Origin of the sequence: Rhizobium sp. BK313 (assembly GCF_014193655.1) — a bacterium.
Classification (GTDB): domain Bacteria; phylum Pseudomonadota; class Alphaproteobacteria; order Rhizobiales; family Rhizobiaceae; genus Rhizobium.
Window position 1 is genome coordinate 208457 of the sequence record NZ_JACHZQ010000001.1, and the last position, 19715, is coordinate 228171.

The 19715-nt window shown below is 58.5% G+C and carries 17 protein-coding genes and 1 pseudogene; 14 read left to right on the top strand and 4 right to left on the bottom strand.

Annotated features, from left to right (window positions below; genetic code table 11):
• Positions 1-96 precede the first annotated feature (96 nt).
• The 4 genes from FHT86_RS00980 (at position 97) to FHT86_RS00995 (ending at position 4392) form a co-directional block, all read left to right on the top strand.
• Positions 97-1365 carry an ABC transporter substrate-binding protein gene (locus tag FHT86_RS00980; RefSeq protein ID WP_133705005.1) on the top strand — a complete coding sequence of 423 codons (1269 nt, stop codon included), beginning with the start codon at positions 97-99 and terminating at the stop codon, positions 1363-1365.
• 72 nt (positions 1366-1437) lie between these two features.
• Positions 1438-2340, top strand: coding sequence for a carbohydrate ABC transporter permease (locus tag FHT86_RS00985; RefSeq protein ID WP_133705006.1), 903 nt, complete (start codon positions 1438-1440; stop codon positions 2338-2340).
• A 1-nt stretch (position 2341) separates the two neighbouring features.
• On the top strand, positions 2342-3226 hold the full coding sequence (locus FHT86_RS00990) for a carbohydrate ABC transporter permease (RefSeq protein WP_133705007.1): 885 nt from the start codon (positions 2342-2344) through the stop codon (positions 3224-3226).
• A 53-nt stretch (positions 3227-3279) separates the two neighbouring features.
• Positions 3280-4392, top strand: a complete 1113-nt coding sequence (locus FHT86_RS00995) for an ABC transporter ATP-binding protein (protein ID WP_133705008.1) — start codon at positions 3280-3282, stop codon at positions 4390-4392.
• Positions 4393-4493: 101 nt separating this feature from the next.
• Here the strand turns inward: FHT86_RS00995 and FHT86_RS01000 are convergent, their stop codons facing one another.
• Positions 4494-5759 carry a hypothetical protein gene (locus FHT86_RS01000; RefSeq protein ID WP_133705009.1) on the bottom strand — a complete coding sequence of 422 codons (1266 nt, stop codon included), beginning with the start codon at positions 5757-5759 and terminating at the stop codon, positions 4494-4496.
• 190 nt (positions 5760-5949) lie between these two features.
• Here FHT86_RS01000 and FHT86_RS01005 point away from each other — a divergent pair, with 190 nt between their 5' ends.
• The 10 genes and pseudogenes from FHT86_RS01005 to FHT86_RS01055 all read left to right on the top strand — a co-directional run bounded on the left by FHT86_RS01005 (position 5950) and on the right by FHT86_RS01055 (position 15851).
• A complete protein-coding gene (locus FHT86_RS01005) occupies positions 5950-6513 on the top strand; it encodes a TetR/AcrR family transcriptional regulator (protein WP_133705010.1) in 564 nt (187 codons plus the stop codon).
• A 19-nt stretch (positions 6514-6532) separates the two neighbouring features.
• The gene (locus FHT86_RS01010; protein WP_133705011.1) at positions 6533-6874 is read left to right on the top strand and encodes an SMR family transporter; all 342 of its coding nucleotides are present in this window, start codon (positions 6533-6535) and stop codon (positions 6872-6874) included.
• 206 nt (positions 6875-7080) lie between these two features.
• Entirely contained in the window at positions 7081-7866 is a 786-nt protein-coding gene (locus FHT86_RS01015) for a ThuA domain-containing protein (RefSeq protein ID WP_133705012.1), read from the top strand.
• Positions 7867-7874: 8 nt separating this feature from the next.
• Positions 7875-8918: a Gfo/Idh/MocA family protein gene (locus FHT86_RS01020; RefSeq protein ID WP_133705013.1), complete on the top strand. Its 1044-nt coding sequence runs from the start codon at positions 7875-7877 to the stop codon at positions 8916-8918.
• A 299-nt stretch (positions 8919-9217) separates the two neighbouring features.
• Positions 9218-10318: a helix-turn-helix transcriptional regulator gene (locus tag FHT86_RS01025; protein ID WP_133705014.1), complete on the top strand. Its 1101-nt coding sequence runs from the start codon at positions 9218-9220 to the stop codon at positions 10316-10318.
• A gap of 278 nt (positions 10319-10596) precedes the next feature.
• Positions 10597-11481, top strand: a pseudogene (locus FHT86_RS01035) (SDR family NAD(P)-dependent oxidoreductase).
• A gap of 124 nt (positions 11482-11605) precedes the next feature.
• A complete protein-coding gene (locus FHT86_RS01040; protein ID WP_133705017.1) occupies positions 11606-12430 on the top strand; it encodes a class I SAM-dependent methyltransferase in 825 nt (274 codons plus the stop codon).
• A gap of 258 nt (positions 12431-12688) precedes the next feature.
• Positions 12689-14092 carry a voltage-gated chloride channel family protein gene (locus FHT86_RS01045; protein WP_246779352.1) on the top strand — a complete coding sequence of 468 codons (1404 nt, stop codon included), beginning with the start codon at positions 12689-12691 and terminating at the stop codon, positions 14090-14092.
• 160 nt (positions 14093-14252) lie between these two features.
• Complete coding sequence (gene crcB / locus FHT86_RS01050; RefSeq protein ID WP_133705018.1) at positions 14253-14642, top strand: fluoride efflux transporter CrcB; 390 nt, start codon at positions 14253-14255, stop codon at positions 14640-14642.
• A 363-nt stretch (positions 14643-15005) separates the two neighbouring features.
• Entirely contained in the window at positions 15006-15851 is an 846-nt protein-coding gene (locus FHT86_RS01055; RefSeq protein ID WP_133705019.1) for an aspartyl/asparaginyl beta-hydroxylase domain-containing protein, read from the top strand.
• Positions 15852-15946: 95 nt separating this feature from the next.
• On the opposite strand, the gene FHT86_RS01060 is transcribed toward FHT86_RS01055, so the two are convergent.
• The 3 genes from FHT86_RS01060 to FHT86_RS01070 are packed head-to-tail and all read right to left on the bottom strand — an operon-like array spanning position 15947 to position 19454.
• Positions 15947-17653 (bottom strand): flotillin family protein, encoded by a 1707-nt coding sequence (locus FHT86_RS01060; protein WP_133705020.1) that lies wholly within the window; start codon positions 17651-17653, stop codon positions 15947-15949.
• Positions 17653-18303 carry an OB-fold-containig protein gene (locus FHT86_RS01065; RefSeq protein ID WP_133705021.1) on the bottom strand — a complete coding sequence of 217 codons (651 nt, stop codon included), beginning with the start codon at positions 18301-18303 and terminating at the stop codon, positions 17653-17655. The genes FHT86_RS01060 and FHT86_RS01065 overlap by 1 nt, the downstream gene beginning before the upstream one ends.
• A 5-nt stretch (positions 18304-18308) precedes the next feature.
• A complete protein-coding gene (locus tag FHT86_RS01070) occupies positions 18309-19454 on the bottom strand; it encodes a PspA/IM30 family protein (RefSeq protein ID WP_133705022.1) in 1146 nt (381 codons plus the stop codon).
• Positions 19455-19715: the final 261 nt, after the last annotated feature.

Here is a 19715-nt window from a genome sequence, read left to right on the forward strand (position 1 = left end):
CGGACAAACGCAAAGCCAAGAGGAACACGCCGACAGGCATCGCGAGCCATGCCGTCGGACTGATACCGTCACGGTTCGCAAAGTGGAGGAGAATATATGAACATGTTTTCGAAGCTGGCGATCACCGCCGGCATGTCGCTCTTGCTGGCTGCCGGTGTGGCGCAAGCCCAGAGCAAGACATTTAACGTCTGGTGGTACGAATTGCCGGATACCGCGCAGGCCAAGGCATGGACGCAGGCGCTCGGCGAACTGAAAGCCAAGCATCCGGACATCAATATCAATTTCGAACAGAAGACCTTCGAGCAGTTGCAGAAGGCTGGCAGCCTCATCCTTAATTCGGATCAGGCGCCGGATGTGCTCGAATATAACAAGGGCAACGCCACGGCCGGCCTCGTCGCTTCACAGGGACTGCTGACGCCGCTCGACGATGAATTCAAGTCGCGCGGTTGGGATAAGATCCTCAACGAAACCAATACGCAGCTCAGCAAATACGACGAAAACGGCATCTACGGCTCCGGTCCGATGATCGGCATTCCCGCCTATGCCGAATTTGTCTCGGTCTTCTATAACATCGACATGTTCAACGCGAATGGCGTCAAGGTGCCCACCACCTTTGAAGAGTTCGTGGCCGCTCTCGATACCTTCAAGAAGAAGGGCATCACGCCGCTCGCCTACGGCACTGTCGATTCCAACGCGCAGCATCTGCTTTATACGCTGGCACTGACCAAGGCTGATGATACCTGGGTCAAGAACTACCAGGGCCTCAAGGCTCCGCTCGACACCAAGCCCTTCCTGTTCGCCGCCCAGACGATCGTCGACTGGGTCAACAAGGGCTACATCTCCAAGGACTCGACCGGCCTCAAGGGCACCGGCGGTGCCGACAACCTGTTCTCTTCCGGCACGTCGCCGATGTTTGTCAGCGGTACTTGGAACAACGGCAATTTCGCCACCAATATCAAGAACTTCAAGTGGAGCCAGTTCATCTTCCCGACATCGAAGTACAGCACCGGTTCTACCGGCAGCATGTTCATGGTGCCGAAGAGCGCCAAGAACAAGGATCTTTCCTATGAGTTCATCGGCCTTGTGTTGAGCAAGGAAAACCAGAACGCGCAGGCAAATCTCGGCGGTGTCGCTATCGCTGCCGATCCGGCAGCCATCACGGACGAGGTCGGCAAGCGCAACGTTGAACTTTTCAACCAGATCTCCAGCAAGGGTGGCCTGGGCTTTTATCCGGACTGGCCGGTACCGGGCTACTATGAGCTGCTCATCCAGGCGACCACCGGTCTGGTGAATGGCTCAACGACGCCCGATCAGTTCGTCGCGCGCCTGAAGAAGGCCTACGACGACGTGCAGGCGGCTCAATAACACCATCGGCAACAATTCACGGCGGCGGGACGGCTTCAATGCCGCCTCGCCGTATCGGACTGGAGGAATTCGATGGAGAAGTCTCAGAACGCCGGGAAAGCAGGCTACTACTTTTATATGGTCCCAGGCATGCTGGGGTTTATCCTGGTGGTGCTCGTTCCGTTGATCGCCAATTTCGCGATCAGCTTCACCACCTGGAAGGGCGGAAACATTCCGCCACGCTACGTCGGATTTGAGAACTACCAGAGGCTGCTTGCCGATGCGGTGTTCTGGGGTTCGATTCAGCACACGCTTTTGTTCATCATTTCGATGACGATCGTGCCCATTCTTCTTGGGCTGGTTCTGGCGGCGGTTCTGTTTGACTACATCAGTGCACAGTTCAGCGAAACCTGGTCGAGTTTCTTTCGCGCCGGTTTCTATCTGCCGCAGATTTTGCCGTTGACGGCAGCAGGCGTTCTTTGGGCGTGGATCCTCAATCCGATCGGTATCATCAACGCGGTACTGAAAGGGATTGGACTCGATTTCCTGGCGAAGAACTGGCTGGGGGACGCAAGCTATGCGCTCTGGGCGGTTTCCGCCGTCATTGTCTGGGTCCAGGTCGGTTATTGCCTGGTCGTATTCATGTCCGGATTGGCCCGAGTGGACCCATCGCTCTATGAAGCCGCCGAACTCGATAATGCCAGCTGGTTCGGGCGTTTTCGCTACATCACAATTCCCATGCTCATGCCTGAGATTTTTGTCGTTGCCCTTACGACGCTGATCGCGGCACTCAAGGTCTTCGCGCCGATATACGTTCTGACGTCTGGCGGCCCCGATAATGCAACGACGGTGCCTTCCTATCTGTCCTACTATCATTTCTTCACGACAAACCGCGTCGGTTATGCGGCGGCAATCGCGACCCTGCAGACCGCGATGACGATCGTGCTCGGCGTCGTCTTCCTGCGCATGCAATCGAAACAAGAGGGAGGGCGCTGACATGACGACCACGGCTTCGCTTTCGACCGAGGTTACATCGGAAATGCATGTGCATCATGGCCAGAAGAAGGGCTTTGCCCGCTGGATTGTCCTGGCTATCCTGCTCGTCTTTCTTGCTGCCACGCTCTTTCCGTTCCTGCTGGCGGCCTTGAACGCCATCAAGACGCCGGCGGACTATGCGGCCAATGGTCCGCTTGCCTTGCCGCATAGTTTCGACCTGACCGCGCTCAAGAACTTCTGGCAGACTGTCGATTTCACCCGCAAGCTCTTCAACAGCATTCTAATCAGCGGCTGTACAGCCATATTGGCTGTGGTTCTGAGCCTGCTCAATGCTTATGCCATCGGCATCGGGCGCGTACGGGGCGGAAAAGTATTGCTGGTGGTCTTGCTGATTTCCATCATGGCCCCGCAGGAAGCGCTGGTTTACCCGCTTTACTACATGGCAAAGCAGGTGGGCCTGTTCGACTCGATGCTCTCCGTGATCCTGATCTTCGGCGTCTTGCACACCGCCTTCGGCACTTATCTTCTGTCATCGGTCCTAACGACGTTCCCTCGTGAGATCATCGAGGCGGCGCAGATCGACAATGCGAGCCGGTGGCAAATCCTTTGGATGGTGATCGTGCCGATACTGCGGCCGACGCTTGCAGTACTGGCAACCTTCTTCTTTATCTGGACCTGGAACGAGTTCCTGATTCCCCTGGTTTTCCTGGTCTCCAACAATAACCAGACGGTCTCCGTCGCCATGGGCGTGTTGTCGGGCGCCAATACGCAGGATCCAACCGCGATTGCGGCGGCGTCTTTGCTCGGCGTTACACCGACGGTGATCTTCTTCCTGATTTTCCAACGCACGCTGACGCGAGGCGTAGCGGTTGGTGCTGTCAAATAGACCGAGGGAAAAGGCAGGTCTGACAAGGTTCAATTCTCCTGGAGGAGGAAAAAGTGGCAGGAATCAACATCAAATCCCTCACCAAGCATTTCGGTGCGGTGCAGGTTCTGAACGACATAGATCTCACCATCCAGCGCGGAGAGTTCGTCGTGTTTCTGGGCGGGTCCGGTTGCGGAAAATCGACCCTGCTGCGGATGATTGCCGGGCTTGAGTCGATCACGAGCGGTGAGATCTGGATCGGAGGCAAGCGCGTCGACCAGCTTCCGCCCGGAGAGCGCGGCGTGTCGATGGTGTTCCAATCCTATGCGCTCTATCCGCATATGACGGTTCGCGACAACATGTCGTTCGGCCTCAGGAACATCAAGACCCCGAAAGCGGAGATCGAGAAGCGCATCGACGCGGCTGCCAAGATATTGGAGATGCCGCATCTGCTCGACCGCAAGCCATCCGAGCTTTCGGGCGGTCAACGCCAACGTGTCGCTATCGGCCGCGCTATCGTACGGGAGCCCGAGGTCTTCCTGTTCGACGAGCCGCTGTCCAACCTCGACGCCGGCCTGCGCACCCGCACCCGCGTCGAGCTCGCTCAATTGCACGAACGGCTGGGCGCAACGATGGTCTTCGTCACCCATGACCAGGTGGAAGCTATGACGCTTGCCGACCGGATCGTGCTGCTGAACAACAAGAAGATCGAACAGGTGGCCACGCCGGTGGAAATATATACGCGTCCGGCGACGCGCTATGTCGCGCAGTTTGTAGGCTCCCCGGGCATGAACTTCGTCAATGTGGCTGGTGTCAGCGAAGCCGGAGGCTTTGCGACGGCGACCTTGCCCGATGGGTCGATCATCAAGACGTCGGTTCCACTGAACGGCATGGCCCGCTCCGAATTGACGCTCGGCATCCGGCCCGAATATCTGGTGGCCACGACGGCGGAAAAGGGGGACATTTCCGGTACGGTCGAGACGGTGGAGAGATTGGGCGATCGTTCGCTCGTCCATGTCAGGCTGAAGGATGGCTCGAAGATCATCGGGACCGACCCGGGCATGACCACCATCGCCACGGGATCGCCGATCGCATTTGCCGTCAATGGTAGCAAGCTGACGATCTTCGACCAGAACGATGTCGCCCATCATTCCGCGATTGAGGGAGCGGAATATCAGCCGCATTGAAGTTCGAGGAAGTTCGGAAGGCATCGCCGACGCCGACTGCGAGCGAATGTACGCAGGCCCGCCGTCGGAGCGGTTCTGAGGGAGGCCCCGCAGTTTTGCGCTTAAATGCGCGATGTTCCGAAGGGGTTTGCGCTATAGTCTTCAATGCACAGATGTACGTTGCGCAGGCCGTAGTCAGCGAAAAATTTCGCCTGGGCTTGCGCCAGTGCGGATCTTTCGAGCTCAACCTTGAACACGCGCTTTGTTTCCTGCGAAGGCTCTGGTTGCCATCGAACGAGATGGTCATAGCTGAATGGCAGATGCTCTATGAAAGCCTCCCCTTCCTCGGTGGAGGCGATCGCCCATAATTCCATGGTGTCCGTGCCGTGAAATTGATGCTTCAGCAAGAATTCACACATTCCGTACACAAGGGCGGCCGAGCGTCGGGCGACGCAGATGCCCTTTTCCGCTTTCACCAGGATTGTTGCGATATAGGCCCGTTTAGCTCGCCGGGCAGCCTCGTAGTCGAGGGAATCATTGGGGTCGACCTTGACCGTGCCATCCTTGTCATAGAGTGCGGCGTCGAGCTTTTCGTCCGGCAGATGATAGATGTCGACGAAGCCGACGACATTGCGCTTCCGGTTTAACAAAACGACCATGCTGTAGGGATTTCTTTGAAATGCCTTTCTGTCGTCGGCCGGATCGATCAGTTCGCCGGGAGCCACGAATTGCGCCTTCGCTAGCTCCGCAGTCTCATCATATTCCTTCATGGAAGCCGGGCATTTGGCGATGTAGTAGTCTTGGAAATCCAGGCTCGCCATGCCGAACTCCCGCTGGATCGGCTGAGGACGGGCGCGTTGCAGTTCGTGCTCCTTTTGCAGGTATCGTTTCAAATCTTCAAAATCGGTCACGAGCTTCGTGCATATGTGCGGCAACAGGCCCTGGAATAGTTCCGGATCGAGCCTGATGCCTTCATAGATGGCGATGAGAATGTTTCTGATTTCTCCTTCCATCTCGATCTTGTCGGCAAGTGTTGGAAAACGCTTGTGGCTGAGAATTCGGTCGGCAGCCGCGCTTGAGTTCAGGTTGAGCTTGGCGAATTCCTCGTCGTTCAGGCCGTAGATGCCGAGCAGTTCTTCCGTCTCCAGGAAGATTGCCTTGCTGGTGCCTTCATCCAGCTTCGTGCGCTTTTTCAGTTCGTCGGCTATGCGGCAGGACATTTGCCGCAACCGCCGGCGGTTCATGGTATCATAGTGGCAAAAGGCGATCTCCAGCATGTCGCGGATCGGCGGTGTTTCGCCGATCAATGTCTTTGCGGTCGCTGTCGAGCCAACGAGATTGGCGACCGCCAGGATAGCTAGTTTTGTTGTGGCGAGAGTGACTATCATCTTATCACCAATGTTCCCGGGCATCGCGCATTTGAGGATAGCATTTCGCGGAAAAAGAGTAAGAACGGCTGGATAGTTCTTAAGTCGTAGATTATCGCAGCGGCGATTCATCCATTGATCCGAGTTGGGATAGCGGTCATTGGAGCTAAGATTGCTTGACGAAACCGTCTAATTGGTATGTTATGTCAGCATGTCCACCGCGCACCACAGAAAGAAGCAGCCTTTGCTCGTCCGCCAGCAGTTGCTGGAGGTGGCGGCACGGCTGGCGTCGGAGAAGGGGATGATGGCGGTGACGCTGGATGCCGTTTCAGGCGCGTCCGGCATCAGCAAAGGCGGGCTGCTGCATCATTTTCCCAACAAGAATACCCTTTTGGAGGCGCTGTTCGACAGCCTGATCGAACGCCTGGACCGGGCAATCGAAGAGGCGATGCGGGCCGATCCATTGCCGCATGGGCGTTTTACCCGCGGCTATCTCCGCGCCTGCCTCGCGCTTCGCGATCAACCGCAGGAAACGAAGGATTGGGCGCAGGTGACGATGGTGCTGCTCAGCGAACCGCAATTGCGGCAACGCTGGCGCGACTGGGTGCGCGAGCGCAGCGAGGAATATGTCGGCACGGATTCTTCAGTGGATGCTGCGGTCGTGCTGCTGGCGACCGATGGGCTCTGGCTTGCCGACTTGCTCGGTAGCCATGAAATGGATGAGAGCGCCCGGGAGAAGTTGGTCGACCGGCTGATCGAACTCACGCAGCTTTAGAAATCAAGGGAAGACCGGAATGGCGAACGCATCCATCTATGCGATGCTGCTGGTGGCGATTGTGCTGGAGGTGATTGGTACGACCGCGTTGCAGATGTCGCAGCAGTTCACTCGCCTCGGACCGTCCATCGTGCTCGTCGTATGTTACGTCGCGGCCTTCTACTTTTTGTCACTGACGCTACGTGTCATTCCGGTCGGCATCGCCTATGCCATCTGGAGCGCCCTTGGGATCGTATTGATCTCCGCAGTCGGCCTGGTGTTTTTCCGCCAGAAACTGGATCTTGCGGCAGTTATTGGCCTTGGGCTGATCATCGCCGGGGTCCTCGTGGTCAATCTCTTTTCGAAATCCGTGTCACACTAGACGGGTGTCGCGCGATTTATATCACGCTTTATGTCATATGACCGAAAACGTTTTCGGCAGCGGCAATTTTGCCTTTGTCAAATCGCTAATGAGGTACTATGTCTTGCTCGGGAAAGCCGGATGGAGGGCTTGGGGAGTGCTTGACTCTCAAAGCGCTTTGGATTGCCTAACATATTCAATTTCAATGGGTTTAGAGGAGTACCGAAATGACCATTCGCACCGTCGTTTGGGGGGAGAATATTCATGAGCAAACCAACAAGGTCGTAGCTGGGATTTACCCGGAAGGCATGCACACGACGATCGCCAAGGCACTGAACACCGATGCCGGCATAGAGGCGACGACGGCGACGCTGCAGGAGCCGGAGCATGGTCTGAGCGAGGCCCGTCTGAAGGACACCGACGTTCTCGTCTGGTGGGGCCATAAGGACCACGGCGCCGTGAATAACGAGGTCGTCGAGCGTGTCGCCAAGCGCGTTTGGGAGGGCATGGGCCTTATCGTGCTGCATTCCGGCCATTTTTCGAAGATCTTCAAGCGGCTGATGGGTACGCCCTGTGCGTTGAAGTGGCGCGAAGCGGGTGAACGCGAACGCCTTTGGGTCATCAATCCGCGCCACCCGATCGCCGCCGGCCTTGGCGAACATTTCGAGCTGGAAAACGAGGAGATGTACGGCGAGCAGTTCTCCGTTCCAGAACCGCTGGAAACGGTGTTCATTTCGTGGTTCCAGGGCGGCGAAGTCTTCCGCTCCGGCATGACCTGGCGCCGCGGCGCAGGCAATATCTTCTATTTCCGCCCGGGTCACGAGACCTATCCGACCTATCACAACGAGACTGTGCAGAAGGTGCTCATCAACGCCGTCAAGTGGGCGCACAATCCGCTCGGCACGCAGGCGAACATCCATGACGCGCCGAATGTGCCGGTCGAAAAGGCACTGGAGCCGATCGTCGAGCGTGGTCCGAAACTCCACCAGGCCGGCGAAGCCGGTTATCGCTGAGGTATAATATGCGTCTTATAGTCGTTGGCACGGGCGGCATGGCGAAGAACCATGTGGAGCATTTCGCCCGTATCCCAGGCGTCGAAATCGTTGGCGCCGTGGATACGGACGCGACGAGGCTCACAGCCTTCGCCGATATGTTCGATATCAAGAAACGCTTCTCGTCGCTGGACGAAGCGCTCGCCTGGGGCGAGTTCGATGCGGCGACCAACGTTACGCCGGACCGGGCTCACCATCCGACGACCTTGCCGCTGCTTGCCGCGGGCAAGCATGTTCTCTGCGAGAAACCGCTTGCGGAGAATTACGACAAGGCGCTGGAAATGACGGAGGCGGCCGAACGGGCCGGCGTCGTCAATATGGTCAACCTTACCTATCGCAACGTCGCGCCGCTGCAGAGGGCGCGCGAGATGGTGATATCAGGCGAGATCGGCACGGTGAAGCATGTGGAGGCGTCCTACCTGCAGAGCTGGCTCGTCTCCAGGGCCTGGGGCGATTGGCGAAGCGAATCCAAATGGTTGTGGCGGCTATCGACCGGTCACGGCTCGAACGGCGTGCTCGGCGATATCGGCATCCATATCCTCGACTTCGCCGCCTATGGCGCGGCGACGGATATCGATCATGTCTTCGCCAGACTGAAGACCTTCAACAAGGCGCCGGACGAGCGCATCGGTGAATATACGCTCGATGCAAATGATAGCTTCTCGATGTCGGTCGATTTTGCCAACGGCGCGCTCGGTGTCGTGCATGCGAGCCGCTGGGCGACGGGGCATCTCAACGAGCTAAAGCTGCGTATTTATGGCGAGCGCGGCGGGCTGGAGATCTCCCATAGTCCCGCCGGTTCTGAATTGCGCGGTTGCCTTGGCGACGATACGGAAACCGCGACATGGAGGGTTATCGAGGTTCCGCCCGTGCCGACCAATTATCAGCGTTTTGCCGACGCCGTGATGACCGGCAGCTCTCAGGACCCGAGCTTCCGCCATGCCGCCAATCTGCAGCGTGTGCTCGATCTTGCGATGGTCACGGAAAGGGAGCGACGTGAACTGAAGGTTTGACGTCACCTCTGTTCTATCTCCGACGTTCAAAGCGGCCGCCTTCGAGCGGCCGTTTCTTTGGGGAAACAGTAGAATTTCAAGGCGCGTTTTGATGTTCTTGGTAATATGATGATATCATTGATGTTTCTCTGTATATTAGATACAGTTTATATTTAATGTACTCTATAAAATATCGCTAATACCAAAAATGTTGCTTGTATTATTTAGAATTCGCATCAATAAACTGATTCGCACATAACGTTGGGGGACGTAATGGGTGAAATGCTTGGATCGGCCGATGTGGCCGAGATGAGGGGCTAATGGGGTTCGATCTTCATGCACTCGACCGGGCGACGGACGGATTTTTCGGCGCGGCGCTGGATCCGACGCTGTGGCCGGCTGTGTTGGAGAAAGTCTCCCAGGCAAGCGGATCCTACGGCGCCAACATCGTGCCGATCGAAGGCCGGCTGCTTCACACCTTCATCGTCACCGAAAGCCTTGTTCCCGCGATGGAGGATTATTTCGCGGGAGAATGGTACAAGCAGGATTTTCGCACCCGCCACGTGTCGATGTTGCGGCGGGCAGGGGTGATGCTCGAACAGGATTTTGCGGGCGAAGACGACTTCAAGACCCTCGATTTCTACCGCGCCCAGGCGCGTTTCGACCTTCGTTGGTCTGCAATGATTGGATTTTCATCCGGCGACGATTTTCTGGCTTTTGCCTTGCAGCGGCGGATCGAGGACGGTCCTTACAGCCGGAGGGAGGCAGAGAGTTTGCATCGCATACGTCAGAAACTCATGATCACGGCGAGAATAATGCGCGACATATCCGCGAGTGAAGTGAAGGGCATGGCGACCGCCTTCGAGATGGCCAATGTCGCCTGTGTGTTTTTCGACCGAATGGGCCTCGTGACCACGGTCAATGAGAAGATGCGCCGATTGCTCGGGCCTGATCTGCAAATCACCCAAGGGCAAATGCGACCGACCCGCAAGGAGGACGCGAACGCCTTCGATCGGCGGCTCAAAGCCGTACTCGGAGACGGAAACCTGCTGGCATCCGGGGAGCCGGAAATCTTGCTGCTCAGCCGCAAAGGCCGGCGGCCGCTGATCGTGCGCATGCAACGCCTCGACGGCGATCTGCAGGATGTTTTCTGCCATTCCTGTGCCTTCGCCACCGTCGAAGATCCCGAGGAGAAGGTCCGACAGCGGCCGGCGACGCTGACCAAGCTTTTTGGATTGACCCGCGCCGAGGCGGAAATCGCCCTGATGCTTGCCCAGGGCATGACCCTGCACGACATCGCGACACACCGCACCGTCAGCTATCAGACGGCCCGCGCTCATCTGAAATCGATCTACCGAAAGACCGATACGAACCGGCAACCGGAACTCTCCCTGCTGCTGGCAGGAATCAGGATGGGGTGAGGCGCGGTCGGCATAGCCGACGAAACGCAGCCGAGGTGCGGCGGATGCATGGGCCCATCTCGCCCGCCAAAGGCGAGATGGGCCTGTGTCTGCCGCGGTCTTTACGAAAACCCTGAATATCATTCATCCCCCATTGACGATCCTGTTGCGCGAGAGTCCCGCGTCCATTCTCCGCCTGTATTTTTTGCACAAATTACATATATGCACTTTATGCAAAAATATGGCTTGTTAGTTGAGCAAGAGATGTGAGCGAGATGGCGATCTGGACGGCGAGAGATATGCCGCAGCAGGATGGGAAGCGGGTGCTGGTGACCGGCGGCGTGGCTGGTATCGGTTTCCAGGTGGCTAAGGCGATGGGCGAGAAGGGGGCCAGGGTGTTGATCGCCAGCCGCGATGTCGGCAAGGGTGCACGCGCCCTGGCAGAGGTGCGCGCAGCGGTACCGGCTGGGGAATTCAGTTTCGGGCGGCTGGACTAGGCTGATCTCGGTTCGGTTGCCGAGTTTACCGATGGCGTGCTCAGGGACGGCGGGCCTCTGGATTATCTGATGAACGTCGCCGGCGTTATGGCGCTGCCGAAGCGGACGCTGGCCAAGGATGGGTTCGAGATGCATATGGGCACCAACTATTTCGGTCATTTCGCGCTTACCTGCCGACTGTTGCCTCTGTTCAGGGCGGCTAGGGGCAGGGTGGTGACAGTCAGCGCACGGGCCGCGAGCTGGTACAAGCTCGATTTGACCGACCTGCAATTTGGGAAAAAATATGGTCCGATGCGCGCCTATGGCCTGTCGAAGCTCGCCGGACTGCTGTTTGCCACCGAGCTCAACGGGCGCGGAACGACGATCGGCGTCTCCAGCATCGGTGTTGATCCGGGAACTGCCAAGACGGGAATCCAGCGACATGCGCCCGGCGCCGTCCGCTGGATCGGTGAAAGGCTGATGGACACGATAGGCTATCCGCTCGATCGTGTCGCGGATACGGTGGTCTTCGCCGCTACTGTCGCGAAAGCCGGCCCGGAGGCCTATATCGGCCCGACGACCATGATCCAATCGAGGGGTTCGCCTGGTTATATCAAGCTGCCCAAAGCCGCACTCGAACGCGATATGCGGGAAGGCCTGTGGCAGCGCGGTAAAGCACTGACCGGCGTGCGTTACGATTTTCCCTGACCTGCCTCGCGCGCCGCTTGTCCGAAGGGGCGGTTCTGTTGCCTCTATCGCTTGACGGGAGCAGGGGCGCGGGCGCAGCATTCCTCCAAGATCGTGTGAGTGCGAAATCATGGGAGGAGGGATCATGTCCACTGAAGAAAAGGTTGCAAGCCACTATACGCATGGTTCGCTTGAGTCGACGATCCTTGGCGCTCTCACGGCCAGCGGCAAGGATATCGATCACCTCAGCATTGACGACCTCGCCGGTGTCGACGAATTCCATCTCGGACGGCGCGAGGCAACGGTGGAATTCGCCAAAGATCTCGATCTGCTCGATGGTATGCGGCTCATCGACATTGGATCGGGGATTGGCGGATCGGCGCGCTATATCGCTAGCGAGTATGGCTGTATCGTCACCGGTATCGATTTGACGGATGAATTCGTCAATGTCGCTAATGCCCTGACCGCGCGCTGCGGCATGGCCATGCAGGTGTCGTTCCAGCGGGCGAGTGCGCTGGCACTGCCTTTCGCCGATGAAAGCTTCGAGCGGGCGACGCTGATCCATGTCGGCATGAACATTGAAGACAAGGCGGCACTGTTCGGGGAGATCCGGCGAGTGCTGAAGCGTGGCGGTCGGTTCGGCCTTTACGAGATCATGCAGGTTCGCGACGGTGCGCTGCCGTATCCGATGCCCTGGGCCATGACGCCGGAGACGAGCTTCGTGCGAAGCCCCGCGACCTATCGACAACTGCTTAGTGATGCCCGCTTGACGGTGGAGTTCGAACAGGACCGTAGCGCGTTGGCGATCCGGCTGGCGCAGGAAATGCGCGCCAGCGCCGAAAACGGCGGACAGGCGCTGAGCCTCGGTGCGCTGATGGGGCCGAGGGCAGCGGAGAGGATGGGCAATGTCAGCACGTCGGTCGTAGGCGGGTTGATTGCGCCGATCGAGATGGTCGCCAAGGCCGATTGATGGAGGCCGAGCTTGCGACACCTGGATTGACAGGGGCGCTCTTCTGTCTGTATGGAAAATCCAACGGCAATGGATTCTGCCGGGCCATGGTGGCCGAACCGCTACTCTGAATTTCCAGAGACGCTGATGACTCCTACTCGATACGCCCGGTGGGCGAAGGAGTAGAGTCGTGCCCGTAATCCTGCTGTTACCCCTTTCTCAATCAATGATAACTGTCCCCGACGGGCCTGCCGCTGGTCTTCCGGGAGGGGCGAACTGATGTCCGCATCCGCATTTTTTCATCATCGTTTTCAGCAACTGCGCAGCATATTCAAATGGATGATCCTGGTGTTACCGATGGCCGCCGCGGTCGGCTCGCTCTGCGCCCTGTTTCTGTGGAGCCTCGACCGGGCGACGGAGGCGCGTTTCGATTGTCCCTGGCTGATTTTTTTGATGCCGGTCGCGGGTTTCCTGATGGTGCTGGCCTACCAGCGCTTTGGTCGAGGGGCGGAAGGCGGCAATAATCTGATCGTCGATCAGATCCATGAGCCCGGCGGCGGTGTGCCGCTGCGCATGGCGCCATTCATCCTGGTCTCGACCGTATTGACGCATCTGGTCGGCGGTTCGGCGGGGCGCGAGGGGACCGCGGTGCAACTCGGCGGCAGTATCGCGAGCGCCTTCGCCAAGCTTTTCCGGCTGAGCCACGCCGAGGTTCGTATCCTGCTGATGGCCGGTATTGCCGCCGGCTTCGGTGCAGTGTTCGGCACTCCGATTGCCGGTGCTGTCTTTGCGCTCGAGGTTCTGACCATCGGGCGCATGCAATACGAGGCTCTGATCCCTTCTCTTGCGGCAGCGATTGCGGCTGACTGGACCTGCCATGCCTGGGGTATCGAGCACATTCAATATCACATCGCCTATCTTGCCGGCACGCCGGCAAGCACGTTCCATCTCGATGCGCTGCTACTTGCGAAGGTCGGCGTCGCCGGCGTGCTGTTCGGACTGATGGCCCGCTGCTTCAGCGAAATTTCCCATGGGATGTCAGCGGCTTTCAAAAGGGTGTGTGCTTATGCGCCGCTTCGGCCGGTGATTGCGAGCATTGTGCTGATCGGCCTCGTCTATGTCCTCGGCACGCGCGAATATCTTGGCCTCGGTGTCTGGTCGCCCAATCCCGGCGATGCGACGATTCCAGGTTTCTTCGATCCGGGGCGCATCGACTATTGGAGCTGGTTCTGGAAGACGGTTTTTACGATCGTGACACTCAGCGCCGGTTTCAAAGGGGGCGAAGTGACGCCGCTGTTCTTCATCGGCGCCGCACTCGGCAATGCCATTGCCGCCGTTCTCGGCGCGCCGGTCGATCTTTTCGCGGCACTCGGCTTTGTGGCGGTTTTTGCGGGGGCCACCAATACACCGCTCGCCTGCATGATCATGGGTGTCGAACTCTTCGGCTCGACGCATACCGTCTATCTCGCCGTTGCCTGCTTCCTTGCCTACATCTGTAGTGGCCACACTAGCATCTATCTGTCGCAGCGCATCGGCATTGCAAAAAGCGCCGCAGCCAATCACATTCCCTCTGATACTCCCCTTCGTCACGTTCGCGATTTCAAGGCCAATGCGTTGGGCGACGCGATCGGCGGAGCTCTCCAGGCGCCATCGCAATCCCAACGAAAAAGTTCGGGATCATGATCCGTCGCGAACTTGCTCCGAAAGAAATCGGCCTGGTCCGCATCTGCATCGGGCAGCGCGATAAGTTGCGGCCAAAGCATTGCGATGCGGTCGGCCTTGAGAGCAAGGCCAGCATGTTCCGCAATCAGATATCGTTGTCTGATTTTACGAGGGGAGTTCCATGAACTATCTGATCGTCTTCCTTGGCGCTGGATTGGGCGGCGCCTTTCGTCTCGGTGTCAATCAAGCCGCCGCCCGCTTGCTGGGCCTCGCATTTCCCTTTGGGACACTTGCGGTCAATATCGTCGGCTCATTGATCATGGGTCTGTTGACCGAATATTTCGTCCTCCGCAGTGGCCTGTCGCAAGAGCTGCGGCTTTTCCTCACGACCGGAATCCTTGGCGGCTTCACGACATTCTCAAGCTTTTCACTGGATACCGTCGCCCTTTGGGAGCGCGGTCAGTGGGCTGTCTCCCTGATCTATGTTGCACTATCTGTCCTCTTGTCGATGGCCGCGCTGATCGTCGGGCTCACGATTATCCGGCTGCTCGGGCAAGGCCAGGCCGCATAAAACTATTCACTGGGCAATTATTGTTTGGCACCGGCTGGCTGTCGAAAATGTGAAGCCGCCTGCGGCAAAAAGCATCTTTATCGGCCGTATTTTTGCCGATTCTGCGACACAGATTTCAGGAAATTCGTTGAGATTTCATCGCACAACAAAGCGCCGCTCTCGCGAACGGATTCTCTTGCGAAATTCGACTAACGGACTCATATAATCGCCTATTGTGATCATTGCATAACAGAGGAGTCGGGCACCGATCAGGGATGGGCCGGGCAAACACTGAAATTGTCGGACCTGTTGCCTCTCCAAGATTTCCACGCAGTCTCCCCTGAGACAAGATTTTCCTCCCCCAGATAGCCCCTACAGACAGATATGACGGAGAGCACTTTGAGCGCACCAGCTCCCACAACCACTGAGCCGCATGCTTCGGAGCAAACCTTCGGTACAGCCGGTATTGCGCCGATGGACCGCCCGAGCGCCATGACGCGCTTTTTCATGGGCATCGTCGCCTGGGCCGAAAGCCTCAATCTGAAATACGCCAAGCTCGGTAATCCGCCGGTCTATGACAATGCGACCTTCCCATGGGCCGCCGAGATCGAGAAGGAATATCCCGCGATCCGCGCCGAGCTGGAAAAGGTCCTGCTGCGCCAGAGCGAGCTGCCGACCTTCCAGGACATCTCCACCGACGTGAAGACCATTTCGACGGATAGCCGTTGGAAGACCTTCTTCCTTGTCGGTTTCGGCGTGAAGTCAGAGCAGAACATCAAAGCCTGCCCGAACACCTGGGCGGCGGTGCAGAAAATTCCGGGCCTGAAAACGGCGATGTTCTCGATCTTCGAGCCGGGCAAGCACCTTCCGGCCCATCGCGGCCCCTATAACGGCGTACTGCGCTTGCATGTCGGCCTCATCGTGCCTGAGCCGAACGACCAGCTCGCCATCCGCGTCGACAAGCAGGTCTGCCATTGGCAGGAAGGCAAGGCGCTGATCTTCGACGATGCCTATGAGCACGAGGCCTGGAACCATACCGACAAGACGCGCGTGGTTCTGTTCGTCGATTTCGTCAAGCCGCTGAAATTCCCGGCCCGCTTGGTCAATTGGGCGCTGATGAACCTGGCGATCTTCACGCCGTTCATCCGCGAAGGCCTCGACAATCACAAGGAATGGGAAAAGAAGTTCTACGCCGAAGCCGAAGCGCTGAGAAACCGTCCGAAGGCATAACGCGCATCGCCTGCGAACTTTATGGAAAACCCCGGAATCCTCTGCGGATTCCGGGGTTTTGTTTACAGGTAGCGCAGGTGGAGCTGCTACGCCGCCTACTTGTCTACTTCCACGTCTTCGAGATCATCTCCGTTCGGAGGCGCAGCAGCGGTCTTGCTATCCAGATTGGCAAGCAGTGCGGAGATGGCATTGTCTCCCTGGAAGCCGGCTTCCTTGAGCAGGCGATCGAGGATCGGCTTGTTGGCCTGGTAGGAGAGTAACTGACCGGCGAGGCCTTCGCCCAAGCCGACGCCGCTGCTGCCGTTCGTCCCGTTCCCGTTGCGACCAAGCATGCCGCCAGTGTCGAAGATCCGGATATCCGAAATCTTCTCGATCGGCTTGACCGCTTCTGCAAGCGCCGCGGGGACGATGCGGATGCGTTCGCGGGTGATCTCGTACTCGATAATGGCCGGGCTGAGCTTGTTGCGGGCTTCGTTGAGTAACGCCTCGCTCTCAGCCGTTGCCTTACCGGTTTCCAGAATCCCCTTGGCCTTGATGATCGCAGCATCGGCCTCGGCGGTAGCCAGGGTCTTGATAGCGTCGGCCTGATTGGTTGCCGCCTGCCTTTCGGCTTCGGCGGCAATAGTGACGGCCGTCGCCTGGGTCTGAGCCCGCTTTTGCGCGTCGATCACCGCAATCTGCTTTTCACGCTCGGCGATTTCGACGGCTCGGGCGGTGCCGACCTTTTCTTCCGCGGCAATAGCGAGTGCACGGGCAGCCTCGGCCTTTGCTTTTGCTTCCGACTCCTCTCGGCTCTTGTTGGCAACCGCAATGGCGCTTTCCTGCGCAACGATTTGAATATCGCGTTTCGCTTCGGTGTCGCGCTGCTGCACGGCTCGGGTCGAGTCGATATTGGCGGATTCACGCGCTTGCTTCGCAGTGGCTTCGCGTTCGGCGATTGCCTGCTCGGCCGCGATGCGGGCTTCTTCTTCCGCGCGTTTGGCGGCCTGTTCCTGCTGCGCGGTTTCGGCTCGGGTTGCGGCGGATTTGTTGGCGATGTCGCGCTGCTGGCTGAGTTCGGCCTCGCGCTTCGTCCGCTCGATGGTCAAGGATTGTTGTCGAGCTTCCAGGTCCTTTTGCGCGATAGCCACTTCGGTATCGCGCACGATTTCGTTACGCTCCTTCTTGCGGCCTTCGGTGACACGGGTGAGTGCCGCCAGACCGTGGGCGTCGAAGAAGTTGTTGGCGTTGAAGTGCTTGATATCCGTCTGATCGAGGCGTGTCAGCGACACGGATTCGAGTTCGAGACCATTCGACTGCAGGTCGGCGCCGACGGCTTCCTGCACAGCCTTGACAAAATCCATGCGCTGCTCCTGCAGGGCATCGAGGTTCATGGTGGCGGCGACGGAGCGCAGGCTGTCGACGAACTTCGCTTCGATCAACTGGCGCAGTTGCTCTGTGTCGTTGGTGCGGCTGCCAAGCGTCTGGGCTGCAAGCGCAATGGAGGATATGTCCGGCTTTACCCGCACATAGAATTCGGCGCCGATATCGACACGCATGCGGTCCTTGGTGATCAGCGCGTCACCTTCGCCGCGGTGGACCTCCAGCCGCAGGGTCTTGAGGTTGACGCGGGCGATCGAGTGGAAGATCGGCAAGACGACGGAACCACCGTCGAGGACGACTTTCTGGCCACCGAGGCCGGTGCGCACATAGGCTTCGTCCCGGCTTGAGCGGACATAGAGCGAGGCGAGGACAAAGCCGATCCCGAGGATCAGGACAATGCCGATGCCTGCTGGCAGAATAAGGTCGTATAGGCCGTTCATTAGTGTTGCTCCGTAGAGGATTGATCATCGGCACCGATAAGGTCCGATGGGGCGGGAACTGCGATGAAGATGTCGGCCTTGCGGTCGACAAGAAGGACTTTGGCACCGACTGCAAGTGGGCCTTCGCCTTTGGCCGCGCCGGCGCGCAACTGGTGCCAGTTGCCGTGCGCGTCCTTAACAGAGACGCGGCCGGGCAGGCCTTGGTCCAAAGGGCCGATGGTCACCTTGGCCGTGCAACCGACGAAATCGGCGATATCAACGGCATAGGTCTCGTCGCGCGGGACCAGCCGCGCGACGGTACGTGTCGAGCCTCTCACCATCGGGATGGTGAGCAGGATAGCCGGCGGCACCGCAGCGATGGTCGGCAGCGGCGCCCAGACGATGTCGGCGACCGTCTGGATCGCAAAGCCTGTAAAGGCGAAGATGCCAAGCGCCAGCAGGACCAGGATCAACAGCGGCACGCCGCCGACATTGATCCAGGAGAGCAAACCGGCGACAAAGCCGTCATGGCTCTCCAAATGCGGCTTGCCGATCAACTGGCTCAAGGAAAAGCCGAGCATCATCGACAGGATTTCGATCACGATCAGGCCGACGAGGATTGTTGCCGCGACCGCAAAGGGCGCGCATTCAGGTGCGAGAAAGAGGTGCATCGTCGTTACTGACTATTGGCCTTGAAGCGCGCAAGGCGGGCTTCGATGGCCTGTTCCCGGTGCAGCCGGTCAAGCTCGTCGAGTTCCGCACTGGTTGCGGGTTCGCCCGCGGGGACGCCGGTCATGCGCGAGACCGCGGCGGCGGCACGGGCGGCGTCGACGGTGGCCGTGTTGCGTGGCTTGCCGCCCGTTGCTTCCTCGGGCGAGTGGCGGGCCGCGCTGCGTTTGAAATCGACCAGCCGGGCTTCCGCCTCGCGACGTGTGGCGAGTATGGCCTGCAGGGCCTTCTGACCTTCGTCGATCTGCTGATGCGCATCGGCCAGCGCCTTGTCGATTGCAGCGATCTGGGCTTCAAGATCGATCTGACGGGCGACGCCGGCCTTGGCGAGATCGTTCCGGCCGGCCGAGACCGCAAGCCGGATCTTTTCGTCGAGGCTTGCGAGATCGTCGGTGATTTCAGTTCGGCGGCTCTGGATTCGGTATTCCTCGGCGCGTGACTTGCCGAGATCGGTGCGGGCCTCGTCGGCAGCAGTGTCGATTTCGCGCAGCGCCTGCTCGACGACTGCGATCTTGTTTGTGCCTTCGGCCTTGTCGACCGCCGCGTTGGCGAGGCCGGCTATCAGTCGTCCCATGCGGGACAGTATGCTTTCATTCATCATCATATTTTCCTCCGTTCGGGGGGAGTTTGGCGTTACGCCGATGTGAATCTCATAGTGGCCGCCATCGGCGATCAGGTAGGCGGGAAAGATGCTCTTCCATCCCCTGAAATAACCGGCCACGTCGAAAGGAACGGCCACACGGCCGCGCACCGTCGAGATCGTCAGGTCCGACGGACCCTTAATGGCAAAAAGTTTTTCATCGAGCGGCAGGCGGCTGACATCGACCGCTCCGCCGCGATTGGCCGCAAAATCACGCAGTCCGAGCGTCACAAAACGCGCGGGCAATCCGGTGCGTTCGCGGATGATTTCATAGGCAAGATCATGCAAAAGCACGAGGTTAGCCCCAGCTTTGTCAGAAGCAACCTCCGTCAGAATCGTCATCATCTGCGCGTATGCGGCAAAGGTCTCATCCAACGCGTGCCGGGCTGCGCTATCCGGAACGAGTTCGTAACGCAGGAGCGATCGGCGCGAAGGACTTGGTGTCTGTGCCATGCTTAATAAGTAAAGTACCGCTCAGGTGCTTTTCAATAAGACGAACGGCCAAACATGGATGAATTGTAATGAACAATGGGGGAGCTAGGTTGCATTTTGTTGATGCTGCGCTCTACCTATGCGTAGACTACCATCGGCCCAGGCCGCAGTGTCGGCTTTCCGATGGTCTGGCGGCTCCGGGATTTATCCGGCGAGAACAGGCTAAGACAACTACCACCAGCAGAACGGTATTGGATCGATGCCGTTAATGACCAGAAATCA

Excerpts from the sequence above, each read along its gene's own strand:
- FHT86_RS00980 (WP_133705005.1), top strand. The coding sequence starts at position 97 with ATGAACATGTTTTCGAAGCTGGCGATCACCGCCGGCATGTCGCTCTTG.
- FHT86_RS00985 (WP_133705006.1), top strand. The coding sequence starts at position 1,438 with ATGGAGAAGTCTCAGAACGCCGGGAAAGCAGGCTACTACTTTTATATG.
- FHT86_RS00990 (WP_133705007.1), top strand. The coding sequence starts at position 2,342 with ATGACGACCACGGCTTCGCTTTCGACCGAGGTTACATCGGAAATGCAT.
- FHT86_RS01000 (WP_133705009.1), bottom strand. The coding sequence starts at position 5,759 with ATGATAGTCACTCTCGCCACAACAAAACTAGCTATCCTGGCGGTCGCC.
- FHT86_RS01005 (WP_133705010.1), top strand. The coding sequence starts at position 5,950 with ATGTCCACCGCGCACCACAGAAAGAAGCAGCCTTTGCTCGTCCGCCAG.
- FHT86_RS01010 (WP_133705011.1), top strand. The coding sequence starts at position 6,533 with ATGGCGAACGCATCCATCTATGCGATGCTGCTGGTGGCGATTGTGCTG.
- FHT86_RS01015 (WP_133705012.1), top strand. The coding sequence starts at position 7,081 with ATGACCATTCGCACCGTCGTTTGGGGGGAGAATATTCATGAGCAAACC.
- FHT86_RS01020 (WP_133705013.1), top strand. The coding sequence starts at position 7,875 with ATGCGTCTTATAGTCGTTGGCACGGGCGGCATGGCGAAGAACCATGTG.
- FHT86_RS01025 (WP_133705014.1), top strand. The coding sequence starts at position 9,218 with ATGGGGTTCGATCTTCATGCACTCGACCGGGCGACGGACGGATTTTTC.
- FHT86_RS01040 (WP_133705017.1), top strand. The coding sequence starts at position 11,606 with ATGTCCACTGAAGAAAAGGTTGCAAGCCACTATACGCATGGTTCGCTT.
- FHT86_RS01045 (WP_246779352.1), top strand. The coding sequence starts at position 12,689 with ATGTCCGCATCCGCATTTTTTCATCATCGTTTTCAGCAACTGCGCAGC.
- crcB (WP_133705018.1), top strand. The coding sequence starts at position 14,253 with ATGAACTATCTGATCGTCTTCCTTGGCGCTGGATTGGGCGGCGCCTTT.
- FHT86_RS01055 (WP_133705019.1), top strand. The coding sequence starts at position 15,006 with ATGACGGAGAGCACTTTGAGCGCACCAGCTCCCACAACCACTGAGCCG.
- FHT86_RS01060 (WP_133705020.1), bottom strand. The coding sequence starts at position 17,653 with ATGAACGGCCTATACGACCTTATTCTGCCAGCAGGCATCGGCATTGTC.
- FHT86_RS01065 (WP_133705021.1), bottom strand. The coding sequence starts at position 18,303 with ATGCACCTCTTTCTCGCACCTGAATGCGCGCCCTTTGCGGTCGCGGCA.
- FHT86_RS01070 (WP_133705022.1), bottom strand. The coding sequence starts at position 19,454 with ATGGCACAGACACCAAGTCCTTCGCGCCGATCGCTCCTGCGTTACGAA.